This is a genomic window from Alteromonas sp. ABD4_190 (assembly GCF_056160105.1).
Genome location: NZ_JBSWWN010000001.1, coordinates 3041483 through 3059103, shown reverse-complemented (window position 1 = coordinate 3059103; position 17621 = coordinate 3041483). Strand labels below are relative to the sequence as shown.

The window sequence follows — 17621 nt, the reverse complement described above, 5'->3', positions numbered from 1 at the left end:
TATGTACATTTTATGGTTTAAGGCACTGCACATCTTTTTCATGCTGGCGTGGATGGCAGGGCTTTTCTATTTACCACGACTTTTCGTTTATCACGCCACGACTAAGTCTCAAATAGTTAAAGATGAATTTAAAGTCATGGAGCGCCGATTGTGGTTGTTCGTTACTCCATTCGCCTTATTAACTCTGGCATTCGGCGTTGCGCTTATTGTCAGCTATGGTGGCACCTGGTTTAAAATGTCCGGGTGGCTCCATATAAAATTATTGTTGCTGCTTGCTATTTATGGCTATCACTTCTATTTGTTTAAGTTGATGAAGCAGTTCGCACGCGATGAAAATAGACACTCCCCCCGCTTCTATCGCTTTTTGAATGAAGCGCCTGTGTTAATTATTCTCGCAATTGTTTGCTTAGCTGTAGTTAAACCCTTTTAGGTTTAACTACACGCGTAGGCCTTTATAGACAGTAAGGAAGTCAGTACTCAAGGAACCAGTACTACAGTGTGATGTAAGAAGTTTTTTAAACTTAAAGTAGAGCGTGTTGTAGACATCACACATAGCCGCCCGACACTCACCATGTATCGGGTTTATTGAATTGTTTTTATCGGAATGTTTACCATGGATGACAGTAATCAACACCTCAAATACCTACTAAAGCAGACGGATATTGCGTTTAAGGCGCTGATGAGGGAACCTGCTTCAAGGCTTCTAAATGAGCAGTATGAGAAAGCGAAGCTCGAGTTAGATAGCTACACAGCTTCGCTTAAACACACGTTAAACCAACGTCACCAACAGCAGCGGCAGCGTTAACCAAATACAGTGAAGTCAATTAAATAAACCCCTAAGTAACTTTGTTAAAGGTTTCGAATTGATTGGGTAATGCTTGCGCCAGCTCTCCGGATAACTTTGTGTAATCTGCAAGTACCGATGGCAACTGCTTAACAAGCATGTGTATATTACTTTCCAGCTGGGCAACTTGCGTTTCGTTTCTGTAGGACAAAGCCAATTCTATGTTGGCAAGCGTTGAAAAAAGTTTTAAACAACGGGACAACCTCGCCTCCGCAGGTTCAGCTATTTTATCCTCCGCTAGTTTATCCTTGTCGTCACTTGTATCCTCTGTAGAGTGCTTATCAAGATTATTCCAAGCATTTTGCCACACTGGCTCTAATTGCTTATGTACTTGCAAAAGCCCGTTCAGCCAGCTTTCTAATTCCTTTGAAGGCCTCATCACTCCTTTCACTTCTATCGCTTCGGTGAGTTCACTAGATAAAGGTGATTTACTCTGGCGCATTAAATCTAAATGGGCGCGCAAGCCGTTCATCAAGGTATCTGCAAGCTTATCGACATCTTTATCTACTAGCTTGCTATCACTAGATTGAATGAGCCAAGGCATCCATTGCTCGGGCATGGGGATTTCTGGTGCGGCGGCAACCGCAAAGATCATCCCATCAACCTGATAAGCATTCGGAAGTACATTTTTGAAATTGGGATGCGAAACAATTTCGCTGATGATGTGTACTGGAAACCCGCCTTTCATCATTACCTTCCTTTTTAATTTGCGTTCTCTTTCTCGAAACGGTAGTCTGCGCGGCCACTTTGCAGAGGGCATGTTTTCTGACCTTATACTTCTCCCACATAGTTGGGGTTAGGCACGCAGAAAAAATAAGTCCTTTGCACTGGGTACGCGACAATAGGTTTAAAACCAATCTGTTACTGTATTGGTTTAGCGGTACTGTTGCGTGCTCGCCCACCTATTGTCATGATAGCAAAACTTAACTAAGAGTCGTTGCAATGGCAAAAGATAAATCAGGATATATCATCGCGGCCGCCTTCATTGGCCCGGGAACAGTAACTACAGCAAGCTTGGCGGGTGCAAACTTTGGTTTTCACTTGGTATGGGCGCTACTTTTTTCCGTATTTGCAACCATAGTATTGCAAGACATGGCGGCACGTCTTGGTGTAGCAAGTGGCCAAGGCCTGGCAAGCGCAATGAAAAATATGGCTTATAAGCCATGGCTTAAAAACGCATTTATTGTACTCATTGTTAGCGCTATAGGGATTGGTAACGCAGCCTATGAATCGGGCAACTTAACCGGTGCTGCGATTGGCCTAGACGCGTTCATCAATATAGGCATTGGCCCGTGGGCCAGCATACTAGGCACTATCGCAATTGTGTTGCTATGGTCAGGGAGCTACAAGTGGATAGAGACAGTATTGGTTTACCTTGTCTTTATCATGGCCGGGGTATTTTTAGTGACGCTGCTTGTAGCCAAGCCTGATATTGCTGCTATGTTTAGCCAGCTTACTTCACCGCGACTAGACGCAGATGCTATTACCACCGTGCTAGCCCTTATAGGTACAACCATTGTGCCATACAATTTATTCCTTCACGCAAGCCTAGTTGCCAAATCGTCAAAAGGACAGGATAAACATAACGCTGTAATAGCCTGTCGAAACCAGTCGGCTAAAGCAATCAGTATGGGGGGGCTTATTACGCTAATTGTTATGGCTACAGCTATGATGGCGTTTTTCAACCAAGCAGCCACCATGGACGCGTCTAATATGGGCGAGCAGCTTAAACCGGTGTTAGGTGATAAGGCGCAGTGGTTCTTTGCATTAGGGTTGTTCGCAGCCGGTTTGACCAGTGCCATTACCGCCCCGCTAGCCGCTGCTTATGCTGTAACCGGCGCCCTTGGACTATCTGATGAGATGCAAAGTAAAAGCTTTAAAGCTGTTTGGTTCATTATCATTGTTGTAGGTGTAAGTGTTGCAGCACTTGGCTTTAAGCCCCTACCTGCTATTTTGTTTGCCCAGGCAACAAATGCCTTGCTGCTACCTATTATCGCAATATTTTTGCTGGTCGTTATGAATAAAAGCACAGCGCTGGGTGAGTTTAGAAATACGTGGAAAAGTAACCTGGCAGGCTTTCTAGTAGTAGGTACTGTAATTGGACTGGGTTTGTATAAACTAATCGGCGTATTTAGCTAACTGCAAAAACAGAGGCAGAGTAAATTGTTCTTTTTGTATGCCGTTGTAGGTGTACTCGCAGATAGCAAAGAAATTACGTAACCAAAAAACTATATGATAAGGGCCAAAGTAATACTTTGGCCCTTTTTTATAGAGAGCGTAGTTACAAAAAGTACTCTGACCCCACAGTTTTTTAGCTGGCGAGGCGTTGTAGAATGTCTTGGAGCATTGCTTTGCTGCAGCCAAAGTTGATTCTGAAATGATCCGCTTTATGGAAATCAATACCCGGAGATGGGCCAACGCCCTTCTCTTCCGCCCACTGTTGAACGTTTTCTACGCCTAGCCCACTGGCATCTACCCACGCAAGAAACGTCGCATCGGCTTTTAGCATTTTAAGCCCGTCAATACTGTTGATGGTGTTAAACACCATGTCTCTGTTTTCACGTAAGTAGCTAAGCTGCTGCTGGTGCCAATCGTCACACTGAGTAAATGCCGCTTCTGTTGCCGCTAAGCCTAATACGGTTACCCACGGCACTATGCCTGCTGCGGCATTAGTAAACGCCTGACGCAGTTGGCGATTGGGAATAATGGCAAAAGACGTACCTAAACCCGCAATATTAAATGTTTTGCTGGCAGCCATAAGCGTTACGCTATTTTCAGCAAGATTAGCCTCGCGGCCTGCCGGGATATGCTGCTTCCCGTCTTCTAAAATAAGGTCACAGTGTATTTCATCAGAGCAAAGCTTAACATTGTTCGCACTACAGATTTCGGCAATGCGGTCTAGCTCCGCTTTTGAAAGTACCGAACCTACAGGGTTCATTGGGTTACAAAGAATAAACAGCTTGCACTTAGGATCCGCAGCTTCTTTTTCTAACGCGTCAAAATCAAGTGTATAGCGCGCTCCTTCGACTTCACTGATACTATCTAAACGTTCACCGTTAACGCTTTCTACAACCGTACCTATATCTACTCGCTCTAGGCCGTTTAGCTTTGGCGCTGCCAGTAATGGCGGGTAATTAGGCGTTTGAATAAGCACTTTATCGCCGGGTTCACAATACGCTTTGCACGCTACGTTGAACGCAGGTACAACACCTGGTGTCCACACCAGCCACTCGGGCTGGATTTCCCAATTGTGCTTATCTTTAAGCCATCTCACTACAGCCTGAATGGCGCCTTCGTGATGTGCTGGCAGTATGTAACCCATGTTGCCATGCTCAACTTGACCAGAGATGGCATCTAAGATTGGCTGAGCACAACGAAACTCGGTATCAGCCACCCAGGCAGGAATGATGTCTTTTCCTTTGTACTTTTGCCATTTGAACGAAAACGTATCTTTTCTAGAAGGGGTATTATCGAATAAAGCGCTCACATTACATCCTGTTGCTCAAAAACTTATAGCATCAGTGTAGAATTTTAGCGCCTCATAAACTAGGGGCTTAAGATGAATTAACTCAGTTTTGCTATATCGAAATATACTTTTATAGAGGTAAAGTTAAGGCGTTAAACAAACATGGCAAAGTGAACTTTTCCATTTTGTACCTTAGTGCGGTGAAAGCCTGCTTACTTTCGTTATTAGGTTTTCATTTTTAAGTGACGGCGTCAGAGAAATCGTAACATGTAAGACAAGCTTTAAGGCTAACTTGCTTGTGTGACTGCTTCTTTCGACTTTTGAACCAGCTCTTCCATATTCAGGGGTTTAGCTAAAAAGCCTGATACTTGAAGCTTACGCGCTTCAATAACGAGCTCTTTGTTAGGGTCGGCAGTAATAAGTAAAAAAGGGACGTCTAAACCAGATGACTGACAAGTTTTTAAAAGGCTAAGCCCGTCATAATCCGGCATTACTTGGTCACTTATGATCAAGCTTATGGTGTCGGAAGTTTGTTGTAGCAAGAAATCTCTCGCAAATTTACTACGCGTAAACGGAAAAACAGTAGCGTCTAACTGCGTTTCTAACGCGTCAGTAATTAGGTCTAACGTGATGGGATCATCTTCAACTACGGCTACAGAAAACACTACCCTTCCCCTTTCATAAGTTCATTAGCCGCTGTTATTACAACGACTTAGCTTACGAATTAAAGCGTAAGCCCACTTGTCTACAAGCATAGAATCTCAAAACCCATTTGACCACTAACCTTTGGTCGATATTTACGCTTTTTTCAACATAATACTGTTTGTATGAAACAACTAATTTTTCACACAAGAACGTAAGTGTGAGTTGGTGAAAAAAGGAGGCTTGAAAATATCAATTGAGAAAATAAAAAATGCCAGCAAAAGCTGGCATTTTTAAACTGATGTAGTCTTAGAAGCTATTAAGACTTAGGTGCGCGAGATGCGCGCTTACGTTCGTTTTCTGTAAGAAGCTTCTTACGAATACGGATAGATTCAGGTGTTACTTCTACTAGTTCGTCGTCATCGATGAACTCAAGCGCTTGCTCTAGTGACATCTTGATTGGTGGAACTAGCGTTTGCGCTTCGTCGGTACCAGAGGCACGAACGTTAGTAAGCTGCTTACCTTTAAGTGCGTTTACAGTTAGGTCATTGTCACGGCTGTGAATACCAATAACCATACCTTCGTACACTTCAACACCGTGACCGATAAATAGGCGACCACGCTCTTGCAAGTTAAACAGGGCGTTAGTTAATGCTTTACCGTTAGCGTTAGCGATCAGCACACCGTTTTTACGCTTACCGATAATGCCGCCCTTATATGGACCGTAGTGATCGAACGTGTGGTAAAGCAAACCCGAACCAGATGTCATTGTCATAAAGTCTGTTTGGAAACCAATTAGGCCACGACTTGGAATAATAAAGTCGATACGAACACGGCCTTTGCCATCTGGAGACATATCGGTCATTTCGGCTTTACGAAGACCAAGCTGTTCCATGATTGAGCCTTGGTGCTCTTCTTGACAGTCAATCGTTAGTGTTTCGTAAGGTTCTTGTGTTTCGCCGTCAACTTCTTTAAGAATTACTTCTGGACGAGATACAGCAAGCTCGTAACCTTCACGACGCATGTTTTCAATAAGAATACCCAAGTGAAGTTCACCACGACCTGATACGCGGAACTTATCAGGGTCTTGAGTTTCTTCAACGCGAAGCGCAACGTTGTGTACTAGTTCGTCGTTAAGACGCTCAAGAATGTTGCGTGACGTTACATATTTACCTTCTTTACCCGCAAACGGAGACGTGTTTACCTGGAAGGTCATGGTTACAGTAGGCTCATCAACCGTAAGCGGAGGAAGCGCTTCAACTGTATTTTGGTCACAAATTGTGTCAGAGATCTTAAGTTCGCCAAGACCTGTGATAGCAATGATGTCGCCAGCATGCGCTGATTCAACTTCGTGACGTGCAAGACCAAGATAGCCGTAAACTAAGCCAACTTTACCGTTGCGCTTTTCGCCATCAGCTGTAACAACAGTTACTTGTTGATTTGGCTTAACTGAACCGCGCTTAACGCGACCTACACCGATTACACCCACGTATGAGTTGTAATCAAGCTGAGAAATCTGCATTTGGAAAGGACCGTCGATGTCAGCATCTGGCGCAGATACTTGCTCAACGATAGTTTCAAATAGCGCAGTCATGTCTTCTTGAGGCGCGTCTGCATCGTGTGATGCCCAGCCATTTAGTGCAGAAGCGTAAACTACTTGGAAGTCAAGCTGCTCGTCAGTTGCGCCTAAGTTATCGAAAAGGTCGAATACTTGATCCATTACCCAATCAGGGCGTGCGCCAGGCTTGTCGATTTTATTGATAACAACAATTGGCTTAAGGCCTTGGGCAAATGCTTTTTGCGTAACGAAACGCGTTTGTGGCATTGGGCCTTCTTGTGCATCTACAAGTAGAAGTACAGAGTCAGCCATTGACATTACACGTTCTACTTCACCACCGAAGTCAGCGTGTCCAGGAGTATCTACGATGTTGATTCGGTAGTCGTTCCAGTTAATCGCTGTGTTCTTAGCTAGGATGGTAATGCCACGTTCTTTCTCGATGTCGTTCGAGTCCATTACGCGCTCTTCTTGCTCGCCTCGAGATTCAAGGGTGCCAGACTGCTGTAACAGTTTGTCTACCAGGGTGGTTTTACCGTGGTCAACGTGGGCGATGATTGCGATGTTACGCAATTTACTAATATCAGTGGTATTCATGCTTATATAGAGCCTGTGTAAATCGATGCCAACTTAATTCGGGAATCGAATAAGTCTGCATTAGATTTGTTGCAAAAAAATGCAGATAGAGAAATTTGCGCGGATTGTACAGAAAAACCTCGACGTTTGCGCACCTTTTTTTGATCCTATGTCACTTTTATTGGAATTAACTCTTCAGTTTAAAAAATAAACATATTAATTGCACCGAATTGAGCAGAGACGGTGGTGGTGTGATAGAAAGTGATCTAGGCTAAATGACATAAAAGTAACAATTAAGCACCACTATGGAGCGCCAGTGCACTTTATTAGTGCAATGCTATTCAAATGGAAGTGATAGATGCCTGTCCATGCCGCAAAATTCGGCTTGCTTGTAAATGGCATGATAATCGCTTTCACTTTTGCCACTGTTGGAGTGAAGCTGATCATTCCGCATTTTTACATTAAACCTGGAGGACACGATGTCAGTAGATAAGGCATTAGAACTGATTAAAGAAAGTGAAGCGAAGTTTGTAGATTTACGTTTTACCGACACTAAAGGTAAAGAACAACACGTATCAATTCCTGCAAGTGTTGTTGATGAAGAATTCTTCGAAGAAGGTAAAATGTTCGACGGTTCTTCAATTGCTGGTTGGAAAGGCATCAACGAATCAGATATGGTTCTTCTTCCAGACGCAGACAGCTGCGTTGTAGACCCTTTCGCAGAAGAAACACAAGTAAACATCCGCTGTGACATTGTTGAGCCTTCAACAATGGAAGGTTACGAGCGTGACCCACGTTCTGTTGCACGTCGCGCAGAAGAGTACTTGAAATCTACAGGTATCGGCGACACATGCTTCTTCGGTCCAGAACCAGAGTTCTTCCTTTTTGACGATGTGCGTTTCCACACAGATATGGCAGGCTCGTTCTACAAGATCGACTCTTCAGAAGCAAAGTGGAACTCAGGTGAAGAATTTGAAGGTGGCAACATGGGTCACCGCCCAGGCGTTAAAGGCGGCTACTTCCCAGTACCTCCGGTAGATTCTGCTCACGACATTCGTGCTGCTATGTGTATGGTTATGGAAGAAATGGGTCTTGTCATTGAGGCTCACCACCACGAAGTAGCGACAGCGGGTCAAAACGAGATCGCTTGTGAATTCAACACATTAGTTAAGAAAGCTGACGAAATTCAAGTTTACAAGTATGTGGTACACAACGTTGCACACGCATACGGCCAAACTGCTACCTTTATGCCTAAGCCACTTGTTGGCGATAACGGTTCTGGTATGCATTGTCACCAGTCTATCTCTAAAGACGGCGTGAACATCTTCGCAGGTGACAAATACGCTGGTCTTTCTGAAGAAGCACTTTACTACATCGGTGGTATCATTAAGCACGCGCGTGCAATCAACGCCTTCGCCAACGCTTCTACAAACTCTTACAAGCGTCTAGTTCCTGGCTTCGAAGCGCCGGTAATGCTTGCATACTCTGCGCGTAACCGTTCTGCATCAATTCGTATTCCACACGTAACTAGCGATAAAGCGCGTCGTATTGAAGTACGTTTCCCTGACCCAACAGCTAACCCTTACCTTGCATTCTCTGCAATGCTAATGGCTGGCCTTGACGGTATCAAAAACAAGATCCACCCTGGCGATGCTATGGATAAAGACTTGTACGATCTACCTGCAGAAGAAGCGGCTGAAATTCCAACTGTTGCAAGCTCGCTTGAAATGGCACTTGAAGCACTTGATAACGACCGTGATTTCCTTAAAGCCGGTGGCGTAATGACTGACGACATGATTGATGCTTACATCGACCTTAAGTCTGAAGAAGTGACTAAGCTTAACATGACAACTCACCCAGTTGAGTTCGACATGTACTACAGCGTGTAATAACACACTGTATAGCAATTTTCACAAAAGCCCGCTATGCGGGCTTTTTTTATGCGTATAAATTATCTACTATGTTCTTGTAAATAGAGTGATAAAGAATACGTTCTCGGAGCAATTTGCTCTTTACTCTGTGTATAAGCTGCCAATTGAATTTAGTACTAGATCGATCTTAATAATTAGCAATCAAATAATACATTGATTAGGTGACAACACGTGCAAAACATGACGCGAAACATCTGCTTAATTTCACTGCTGTCTATAGGTAGCTATGGAATTCTACCTTTAGAAGCCGCTGCGCTTAGTCAAGATAATGAGCCACAAAATACGCAGCAGAAAACACAGGTGAATGAAGCAGCACAAGACTCCAGCACACCTAACGCGGCCAATTCTTCCCCAATGACAATCTATAAAGTAATTGGAAAGGATGGTGCTGTTACTTACACTGATAAGCCTCAGCAAAATGCAGAACCACTAGCGTTCGATGGTAAAACCCAAAACGTAGTTACTGCAGCTAAGGTAACACCTCCTTCACCGCCTAAACCTAAGGCTTCAAAACCTAATTATCGCGTAGTAATTAAATCTCCAGCTCCAGAAGCGACAATTCGTAATAACTTGGGTGAGTTTACTATTGCAGCGTCACAAACTGGTGCGCCTAAAGCGCCAATGTATCGATTAATATTTGATGACGCCCCACTAGCTAGCAATACTTCAGGCGTTTTTAAGCTATCAGGCATTCATCGTGGAGCCCATACTTATAAAGTTGAACTAACTAACAATACGGGCAAGACTCTTGCATCCTCTCCAGTACAAACCCTTTACCTTCATCAGGCATCGGCGTTAATTAATAACTAATAGCGTGCAACTATTGTTAAGTAAGCGCACCAGAGAGGTTCAGTAGACATTTTATCCTGAGCCCTTTATTCGCGCATCGCATCATTGCAAGCTACAATGCACAATAATAGTGCAAAGGAGACGGGCTCGGATGCATTCCACCGAGTTAGAGACACTACAGCTTATCAATAGCCTCAATACTGCATTGGTGATGGTAGACAATAAACTTTCTATTGTTTATGCCAACCATGCAGGCGAGGCTTTATTTGAAACCGGATTAAAACAACTTGTCGGACACTCACTTCAAGACTTTTTCTTGCCAGGCACAATAGAAACCACCCGCCTAAAAGCCGCCATTAGAAAAGGGGAGGATTTTACCGAAAACGAAATTAAGTTAGCATTTAGAGATAACCGCTATGTATCAGCCGACTTAACCGTTACAAATTTGCATTTTGAAGATGGCCCACGGCTATTGTTCGAAGTTAAAAAAATTGACCAGCAAAAGCGTATTTCCCGAGAGAATTTACAAAACGCTCAGCACTATGCGGCACGAGAGTTAGTAAGAGGTCTAGCTCACGAGATAAAAAACCCGCTAGGCGGTATTAGGGGCGCAGCACAGCTATTGGAAAAAGAGCTGACGGAAGAGCATAAAGAGTTTACACGCATGATCATTGAGCAATCTGATCGCCTGCGAAACCTAGTTGACCGCTTGCTAGGTCCAAATTCACTGCCTAGATTCGAAGAAAGTAACGTGCATCAGGCACTTGAAAAGATACGCAGTTTAATGCGCTTTGATTCGGATAACCCCATAACTATTATTCGCGACTATGACCCCAGTATTCCTCCGCTTATGTTGGATCCTGACATGATCCAGCAAGCGGTACTCAATATTGTGCGCAATAGCGTTCAGGCACTAACCGAAAGTCAGACACCTAACCCCGAAATTAGGCTGGTAACGCGAATTGAGCGTCAAATGACAATTCAGACAAAGCGTCATGCCCTGGTAGCAAAAATTAAAATTATCGATAACGGCCCAGGCATTCCACCTGAGATTAAAGACACACTTTTCTATCCCATGGTCACGAGTAAGCAAAATGGCTCTGGGCTGGGTTTGTCTATATCACAAACCCTAATAAACCACCACGGCGGCAAAATAGATGTAGACAGCTACCCTGGTCACACTGAGTTCGTAATTTACATACCAATAGATCGTAAGGAGACAGACGATGACGAATGAGTCTGTGTGGATTGTCGATGATGACAGTTCTATTCGTTGGGTGCTGCAAAAGGCCTTACAAGCAGCCGATATCAGCTGTTTGAGTTTTGAAAACCCTGAAGATTTATTGCTTCAACTTCAAAGCGGTCAAGCCCCTGAAGTCATCATTTCAGATATCAGAATGCCACAAATGGACGGCATGACATTACTGAACGAAGTACATGCATCGCACCCACTGCTTCCCGTCATAATTATGACAGCGCATTCGGATTTGGACAGTGCAGTTAATGCTTATCAAAAAGGGGCATTTGAATACTTGCCAAAACCTTTTGATATTGACGAAGCGGTTACCTTAACCCAGCGTGCGCTTGCTCACGCCAGGGAGCAATCAACCGTGTCAAAATCGCAGGTTGAAGACGTAGTAACAGAAATTATTGGTGAAGCGCCTGCTATGCAGGAAGTTTTCCGTGCCATAGGTAGACTTTCACGTTCTTCAATTAGCGTGCTTATTAACGGGCAATCGGGTACGGGTAAAGAACTGGTGGCGCACGCGCTTCACAGACACAGCCCCAGAGCGAGCAAACCTTTCATCGCGCTTAACATGGCGGCTATCCCGGCGGATCTTGTAGAATCTGAACTGTTTGGTCATGAAAAAGGCGCCTTTACCGGTGCACAAGCAGCACGCCAAGGGCGTTTTGAACAAGCTGACGGCGGTACACTTTTCTTAGATGAAATAGGCGATATGCCGTTAGATGTGCAAACCCGCCTTCTACGCGTGCTGGCCGATGGCCAGTTTTATCGAGTAGGTGGACATCAGTCGGTAAGCGTTGATGTACGCATTATTGCAGCAACCCACCAAAACCTAGAACAGCGCGTTGCTGAAGGTAAATTTAGGGAAGATTTATTTCATCGACTGAACGTTATTCGCGTGCATCTTCCATCGCTGAACGAGCGTCGTGAAGATATTCCATTGTTAACGCGTCACTTCCTTCGCCGAGCTGCCAAAGAGCTTGATGTAGAAGCTAAAAGCATTTCTAAAGAAGCTGAGCGCGTTATGTCTCAACTGTCCTGGCCTGGTAACGTTAGACAACTTGAAAACGTATGCAGATGGTTAACCGTTATGGCAAGTGGGCAAGAAGTCTTACCCAGCGATCTGCCACCGGAAATTCATAGCGATAGTAGTATTGAAAAACCCAGTGCCGAATCGGGTGATTGGCCAGATCTACTCGCGAGCTGGACTGACAAACAACTACGCGATGGCCATCATAATATACTCAACGACGCTATGCTGACTTTCGAACGTGTTATGCTCGAGCGTGCGCTTCAACACACGCATGGTCATAAGCAAGATGCGGCTAAGCGTTTAGGCTGGGGGCGAAATACGCTTACTCGCAAGCTGAAAGAACTAGGGGTTAACTAGACCTTAACGCTTTTCAGATAGCAGAGGGAACCTTCTGCTATCTCATAGCCCCCTGTAATTTCAAGCCCGCAGCCATGATGTGATAGTTCCAGTGATTAATTACTGCCCTTTAGTTAAAAGCGCTGTCATAGCCTGATTAAACAGTCGTACCCATTTCATACTGAACTGCCCTTTGGCACTGCGATTAATCTCAATTACTGCTTCTTTTTTGGAAAGCACATTATCTTCATTGTGCGCTCTAGGATGCGTCATCGCATCGTATGTATCGACTATGGCTAAAAGCTTTGCCCCTTCACAAATATCCTCTTCTTTAATCCCTAAAGGATATCCAGTTCCATCGGTGCGTTCGTGATGCTGCATCACTATTTTACGGGCCATATCCCATTGGTCCAGGTGCTCTAACAAACGAGCACTTTTATAAACATGAGAACGCATTAGGTTGAACTCAATATCACTTAATTCATCGCCTTTATGCAGCAGCTTTAACGGCATAAACGCCATGCCAAAATCATGAACGTAACTGGCTACCGCCAGCTGGTCTTCGTCAATTGGATTTTCAGCAACATCGTTAATATACATAGCCAATTTAGCAATGCGATCACCTCTTCCAACCCAATAGTTAGAACGCCGCTCAATGGTTTGCATAAGATCGCGGAAAAACAAAATGTCTTGTTTCTTCTCACTGCTAATGTCTTTAGGTATACCTGTCGCGGCTAATGTGGGCGGCTTTATTTGCACGTTTTCGGGGTCGTCGCCGTCAGCGACAATGTCTAACGCAGGATTAAGTAACAACACCGCTTCGGTAAGACGCTTTTCATGTTCAGCAGAATTGTCAGGCGTAACACGACCAATAGCCAATACTAGCTGGTTGTGAAGGTTGTCATCGTACTCGGCCTTACCGTCAGCCATAACAGCTTCGACAAAGGCTTTTACCCTGTCCATGGTAAGAAGCACCAAATCACTCATAGTGCTGGTATATGCCACCTGCCCTTTGCGCAAATAATCGAGTAAATCTTCAACATGCTGCAAAAGGGGGATCATAGGAGAGAAATTAACTAAACCTAAATCGCCCTTAATGGTGTGGATTGAACGAAACAGGGCCCGTTGCAACTCGTTATCTTCCGGCCGAAGCTCTAATTCAATCAAAGTTTGCTCACTTGATTCATAGAGTTCGTTAATTTCCTCCATAAGGTCAGCAAGAATATCTTCTTCTAGGTCGTCTGGAGTAAATGTCTGCATGTAATGAATACCGAGTTAGGTTCTATTAAGCTTTCTATTATTGTAATTCGGTATCGGCAAAATTTCCTCATACTAAAGGTGATAAAAGAGGAACTTTCACGAGTAATGCACTGTGTAAGTCTTAGTGCTGTAAAAACTCATCGGACAAGTGTACGCTGAAACTTCATCTATACTGCGCGCGTCAATTGTTTCTAGGAGTTGTTTTGATCGCTTTATTTCGCATACCGGCACTGTTTATCGCCTTTTTATTAATCAATATTATTTTGCTGATCATTTGTATCGTGCGCCCTTTTCACAAGGATAACGTGCATGCTGCCGGTAGTTTGTATTCTCTTATGGCTAAAATAGTGGGCCTCAAAATTGTCATACAAAGAGACCCCGCTGTAAAAACGAACGAGCCCTATGTTTTCATTGCAAATCACCAAAACAGCTTTGACGTCATTACAATTTGTAAAGCTGCCCTTCCTGGCGTGGTTACTATTGGTAAAAAGAGTTTGAAGTGGATCCCTATTTTTGGCCAAATTTATTGGCTATCTGGGAATATCATGATTGATAGAAAAAATTCAGGAAAAGCGCGAAACACCTTGGATATCGCCGCCAACCGTATCGCTAAGAAAAAAACATCTGTTTGGCTATTTCCTGAAGGCACCAGAAGTTACGGCAGAGGAATACTACCTTTTAAGCAAGGCGCATTTCGGTTAGCCAAAACCACCAATGAGCCGATTGTTATGGTAACGGCCAGTAACCTACACAACAAAGTAAAGTGGAATCGTTGGGACAACGGGATTGTGCTTATTGATATTTCTGCGCCTGAGCCGTTAACAGAGGAGCAGTCAATCAAAGAGTGGATGGCGCATTTTAACGATGAAATGAAACAAAAGTTTGATGCGCTTAATACACAGGTCGATGAACTGGAAAAAAGCAGGTAAACTTGCGCCTAAATTGCTAATGAGTGTTTATTATGACCCAGTTCGATGAAAGAGAAGAGTGGTACGAGTTTAACCAAGAAACTATTGATGCCCTTCTAGAAGATGGCAGTCAAGCCGATGCCGACTACACCATTGAGCACCACTTCGCCAGCACTGACTTCGACGTGCTAGAAAAGGCGGCTGTTGATGCATTTAAAGCTGGTTTTGAAGTGACTGACGCCGAAGAGTTAATCCTTGACGACGGCGAAACCATTTTTTGCTTCGACGCCGTGGTAGAAAGAAAGTTAGATATTGAAAAGCTTAATGCTGATTCAGACACTTTGCTGAAAATTGCCGACAAACACGATGTAACCTACGATGGATGGGGTACGTACTTCGAACCGCGCGAGGAAGGTGAATACGAAGAAGAGGACTATCACTTCGACGACTAAGCCTTATTGTCTATTTCACAAGCTGAGGAGCCATTAAGTTACTCTTCAGCTTTTGTTCATCTTTTTTGATTAACAATGACCCTGTCATTATCGATTGGAAAAGGATGGACAGATGAAAAACTTAGTACTAGCACTTACTGCATACTCTGCTATCGCCACATTACAGCTTGCTCTTTTATCACCTGCACATGCAAATTCTGATAGTAAATCAGAAGATAAACAGGTTACCTCAAACGAATTCCGTTACGACAAACCCTTCGTAGCTTCTGAATCACTTTTATCTAAAACAACAGGCGAGTTGCCAAGTGACAGCCTGGTTGAACAGTCTGCCGATAGCACTGTCGCACAACAAAATACAGTTAGTGAAACGAACAAACATCAGCAACATCTTGGTGTAAACAAATCATCAAGCGATATTGTGGTAAGCAGCGTTAACGAATTTTGGATTTATGAAAGTTGGGTAACGCTTGAGCAAGATATCGACTACGACGGTTATCACTCTACATTTTCAATCGAGTTTGACGCCGACACAATTTTTACTCGGGCACCGGTATACGCTGTTTTGTATTTAGGTAAAGAGGGTGTTTACGATGCCATTCACGTATCGTCTGAATTTTATATTTATTCAGAAGATTCAACAGATACCTTTACCATCGAAAGTTCATTGGTATCGGGTTTTCCCCCTGGCGAATACGACATTTTGTTGGAGCTTTACGATGCCGACACTGAAGAACTAGTGGCTTTTACCGATGCTTATGACGACAGCGCACTTGCCTATCTTCCTCTTGAAAGTGAAAACAACGAGTACGTTGTGGAAGATACGGTGGTAATAGTAGAAGAACACGGCGGAGCCTGGTCGCTACTTCCATTGTTTTTACTAGGTGGCATTGTAATTACAAGACGCCTCAACAGTAGCTCTCGCCTTTAATTTCCCCAGCCACATTTTTTCTTGCCAAAAGCTGTTTTAAACACAGCTTTTGGCTATTTTTTAAACTAAAGTCTAATATATAGGTTAACTCTTCTTTCTAATTAACGTTGATTCGCCAATGTACAAGGAAAAACAGTACATACTGACGCTTTCAAGTGGTGTAGTGCAATGAGCTTCAACAATGTTAACTTGTTCAATCTATTAGAAAACACGCAAATTGGTGTCGTCATTCACAACGCGTCTGGCGCTGTGGAGTATGCCAACCCTGCTGCGTCGATAATGCTTAACTTAAGTCTTGAGGCGCTAAAAAACAAAAGTATGGATGCTGAGACGTGGGAGTTCATTGATAGGCAAAACCGAAGGATTTCCTATGATGAATTACCTGTCGTTCGTGTACTATCGACGGGCAAACCTGTAGACAATCAAATATTAGGCATTATTGACAAAACAACAGAAAAAAACGCTTGGTTTAGTGTCAATGCCTACCCAGAGAAACATAGCGGGAATGGAATTACACCGCCCTTTGTAGTCGTTTACTTTACGAACATCACCAAGAAAATAAATGACTTTTCCTATAAAGATATTGTGCAAAATTCGCAAGACATGATCTTGGTGACAGAAGCGAAAATCATCAATGCCCCACTCTCACCTAAAATAATTTACGCCAACGAAGCCCTCTGTAAACATACTGAGTATGACCTCGAAGAGCTAATTGGCGAAACACCCAGAATTTTTCAAGGAACCCTAACAGACAAAGCCTCCACTGATCGCATTCGCCAAGCCCTTGTTAAACAAATTCCCTGTACTGAGACACTGCTGAACTATACGAAAACCGGTAAACCGTTCTGGGTACAAATGAATATATTCCCTCTAACCAACGATTTTGGTGAAGTTACGCATTTTGCTGCGGTGCAGCGCAATGTAAGCGAGATGAAGTTTCAGTCTGAACAGCTGGATAAAAGAAATTCAGAGCTAAAAAGAATAAAACAAGATTTAGAAAACTTGGTTCACGAACGAACAAGTGAGCTGCGAGATGCAAACCTGAAATTAGAAAAGCTGGCATATTTTGACGCCTTAACCAATATTCCCAACAGGCGAGCCTTTATGGATGCGTTCTCTAAATCTTTAATGTTTGCCAAGCGCAACAATCATGAAGTACTGGTAGGAATTGCAGATGTTGATCACTTTAAATCAATAAACGACAACCTTGGCCATGGGTTTGGTGATGAAGTCCTAACTATCGTTGCCCAAACAATGCAGAGATTCTTTCGCGCCGAAGACGCAATAGGCAGAATTGGAGGTGAAGAATTTGCATTTTGTATTGTGCTTCTAAGCCAAGTTTCACCCCACCAAATATTAGATAGACTAAGACAGAAAATAAGTAAATTACACGAAACACAGCCGCTTTTAAAAGGCCATAAAATCACGGTGAGCATTGGTGCAGTGCAAACAAGAGAACTCCAGCACAAAAGCCCCAAACAACTTCTCGCCTATGCCGATAAGGCGCTCTATAAAGCCAAAAACAATGGCCGAAATACGGTGGAGTGCATTCAGGAGGGAGCGAAAATTTCACCAATTTCAGCGCCAGAGCCTTTAGACGATTAGTCACGGTAGGCGCTTTAAACTACATCAAAAAAAGCGCATTCCGCTCACTT

16 protein-coding genes are annotated in these 17621 nt (G+C 43.6%); 11 read left to right on the top strand and 5 right to left on the bottom strand.

Features of this window, described 5'->3' with window-relative positions; all coding sequences use genetic code 11:
* The first annotated feature begins 1 nt into the window (after position 1).
* Positions 2 to 430: a CopD family protein gene (locus ACXAFM_RS13380; RefSeq protein WP_474830275.1), complete on the top strand. Its 429-nt coding sequence runs from the start codon at positions 2 to 4 to the stop codon at positions 428 to 430.
* Positions 431 to 613: 183 nt separating this feature from the next.
* Positions 614 to 805 (top strand): hypothetical protein, encoded by a 192-nt coding sequence (locus ACXAFM_RS13375; protein ID WP_474830274.1) that lies wholly within the window; start codon positions 614 to 616, stop codon positions 803 to 805.
* Positions 806 to 836: 31 nt separating this feature from the next.
* On the opposite strand, the gene ACXAFM_RS13370 is transcribed toward ACXAFM_RS13375, so the two are convergent.
* The gene (locus tag ACXAFM_RS13370) at positions 837 to 1535 is read right to left on the bottom strand and encodes a UPF0149 family protein (RefSeq protein ID WP_474830591.1); all 699 of its coding nucleotides are present in this window, start codon (positions 1533 to 1535) and stop codon (positions 837 to 839) included.
* Positions 1536 to 1786: 251 nt separating this feature from the next.
* Between ACXAFM_RS13370 and ACXAFM_RS13365 the strand changes: the two genes are divergently transcribed.
* Positions 1787 to 2983, top strand: coding sequence for an Nramp family divalent metal transporter (locus ACXAFM_RS13365; RefSeq protein ID WP_474830272.1), 1197 nt, complete (start codon positions 1787 to 1789; stop codon positions 2981 to 2983).
* A 172-nt stretch (positions 2984 to 3155) separates the two neighbouring features.
* Here ACXAFM_RS13365 and ACXAFM_RS13360 read toward each other — a convergent pair whose 3' ends face one another.
* From ACXAFM_RS13360 to typA, 3 genes are all read right to left on the bottom strand, one after another.
* Complete coding sequence (locus ACXAFM_RS13360; protein ID WP_474830270.1) at positions 3156 to 4331, bottom strand: MalY/PatB family protein; 1176 nt, start codon at positions 4329 to 4331, stop codon at positions 3156 to 3158.
* A 266-nt stretch (positions 4332 to 4597) separates the two neighbouring features.
* Positions 4598 to 4975 carry a response regulator gene (locus ACXAFM_RS13355; RefSeq protein ID WP_474805186.1) on the bottom strand — a complete coding sequence of 126 codons (378 nt, stop codon included), beginning with the start codon at positions 4973 to 4975 and terminating at the stop codon, positions 4598 to 4600.
* 296 nt (positions 4976 to 5271) lie between these two features.
* A complete protein-coding gene (typA, locus tag ACXAFM_RS13350) occupies positions 5272 to 7104 on the bottom strand; it encodes a translational GTPase TypA (RefSeq protein WP_474830268.1) in 1833 nt (610 codons plus the stop codon).
* Positions 7105 to 7562: 458 nt separating this feature from the next.
* Here typA and glnA point away from each other — a divergent pair, with 458 nt between their 5' ends.
* The 4 genes from glnA to glnG all read left to right on the top strand — a co-directional run bounded on the left by glnA (position 7563) and on the right by glnG (position 12439).
* Positions 7563 to 8972 (top strand): glutamate--ammonia ligase, encoded by a 1410-nt coding sequence (gene glnA, locus ACXAFM_RS13345; RefSeq protein ID WP_474830266.1) that lies wholly within the window; start codon positions 7563 to 7565, stop codon positions 8970 to 8972.
* Positions 8973 to 9194: 222 nt separating this feature from the next.
* Positions 9195 to 9824 carry a DUF4124 domain-containing protein gene (locus ACXAFM_RS13340; protein ID WP_474830589.1) on the top strand — a complete coding sequence of 210 codons (630 nt, stop codon included), beginning with the start codon at positions 9195 to 9197 and terminating at the stop codon, positions 9822 to 9824.
* A 130-nt stretch (positions 9825 to 9954) separates the two neighbouring features.
* The gene (glnL, locus tag ACXAFM_RS13335) at positions 9955 to 11040 is read left to right on the top strand and encodes a nitrogen regulation protein NR(II) (RefSeq protein WP_474830264.1); all 1086 of its coding nucleotides are present in this window, start codon (positions 9955 to 9957) and stop codon (positions 11038 to 11040) included.
* Positions 11030 to 12439, top strand: coding sequence for a nitrogen regulation protein NR(I) (gene glnG, locus ACXAFM_RS13330; RefSeq protein ID WP_474830263.1), 1410 nt, complete (start codon positions 11030 to 11032; stop codon positions 12437 to 12439). The genes glnL and glnG overlap by 11 nt, the downstream gene beginning before the upstream one ends.
* A 99-nt stretch (positions 12440 to 12538) precedes the next feature.
* Here glnG and ACXAFM_RS13325 read toward each other — a convergent pair whose 3' ends face one another.
* A complete protein-coding gene (locus tag ACXAFM_RS13325; RefSeq protein ID WP_474830261.1) occupies positions 12539 to 13678 on the bottom strand; it encodes an HD-GYP domain-containing protein in 1140 nt (379 codons plus the stop codon).
* A 203-nt stretch (positions 13679 to 13881) separates the two neighbouring features.
* On the opposite strand from ACXAFM_RS13325, the gene ACXAFM_RS13320 reads away from it, so the two are divergent.
* From ACXAFM_RS13320 to ACXAFM_RS13305, 4 genes are all read left to right on the top strand, one after another.
* Positions 13882 to 14607 carry a 1-acylglycerol-3-phosphate O-acyltransferase gene (locus ACXAFM_RS13320; protein ID WP_474830202.1) on the top strand — a complete coding sequence of 242 codons (726 nt, stop codon included), beginning with the start codon at positions 13882 to 13884 and terminating at the stop codon, positions 14605 to 14607.
* A gap of 32 nt (positions 14608 to 14639) precedes the next feature.
* On the top strand, positions 14640 to 15038 hold the full coding sequence (rraB, locus tag ACXAFM_RS13315; protein ID WP_474830200.1) for a ribonuclease E inhibitor RraB: 399 nt from the start codon (positions 14640 to 14642) through the stop codon (positions 15036 to 15038).
* 112 nt (positions 15039 to 15150) lie between these two features.
* Positions 15151 to 15966 (top strand): choice-of-anchor H family protein, encoded by an 816-nt coding sequence (locus ACXAFM_RS13310; protein WP_474830198.1) that lies wholly within the window; start codon positions 15151 to 15153, stop codon positions 15964 to 15966.
* A gap of 168 nt (positions 15967 to 16134) precedes the next feature.
* Positions 16135 to 17571 (top strand): sensor domain-containing diguanylate cyclase, encoded by a 1437-nt coding sequence (locus ACXAFM_RS13305; RefSeq protein WP_474830196.1) that lies wholly within the window; start codon positions 16135 to 16137, stop codon positions 17569 to 17571.
* Positions 17572 to 17621: the final 50 nt, after the last annotated feature.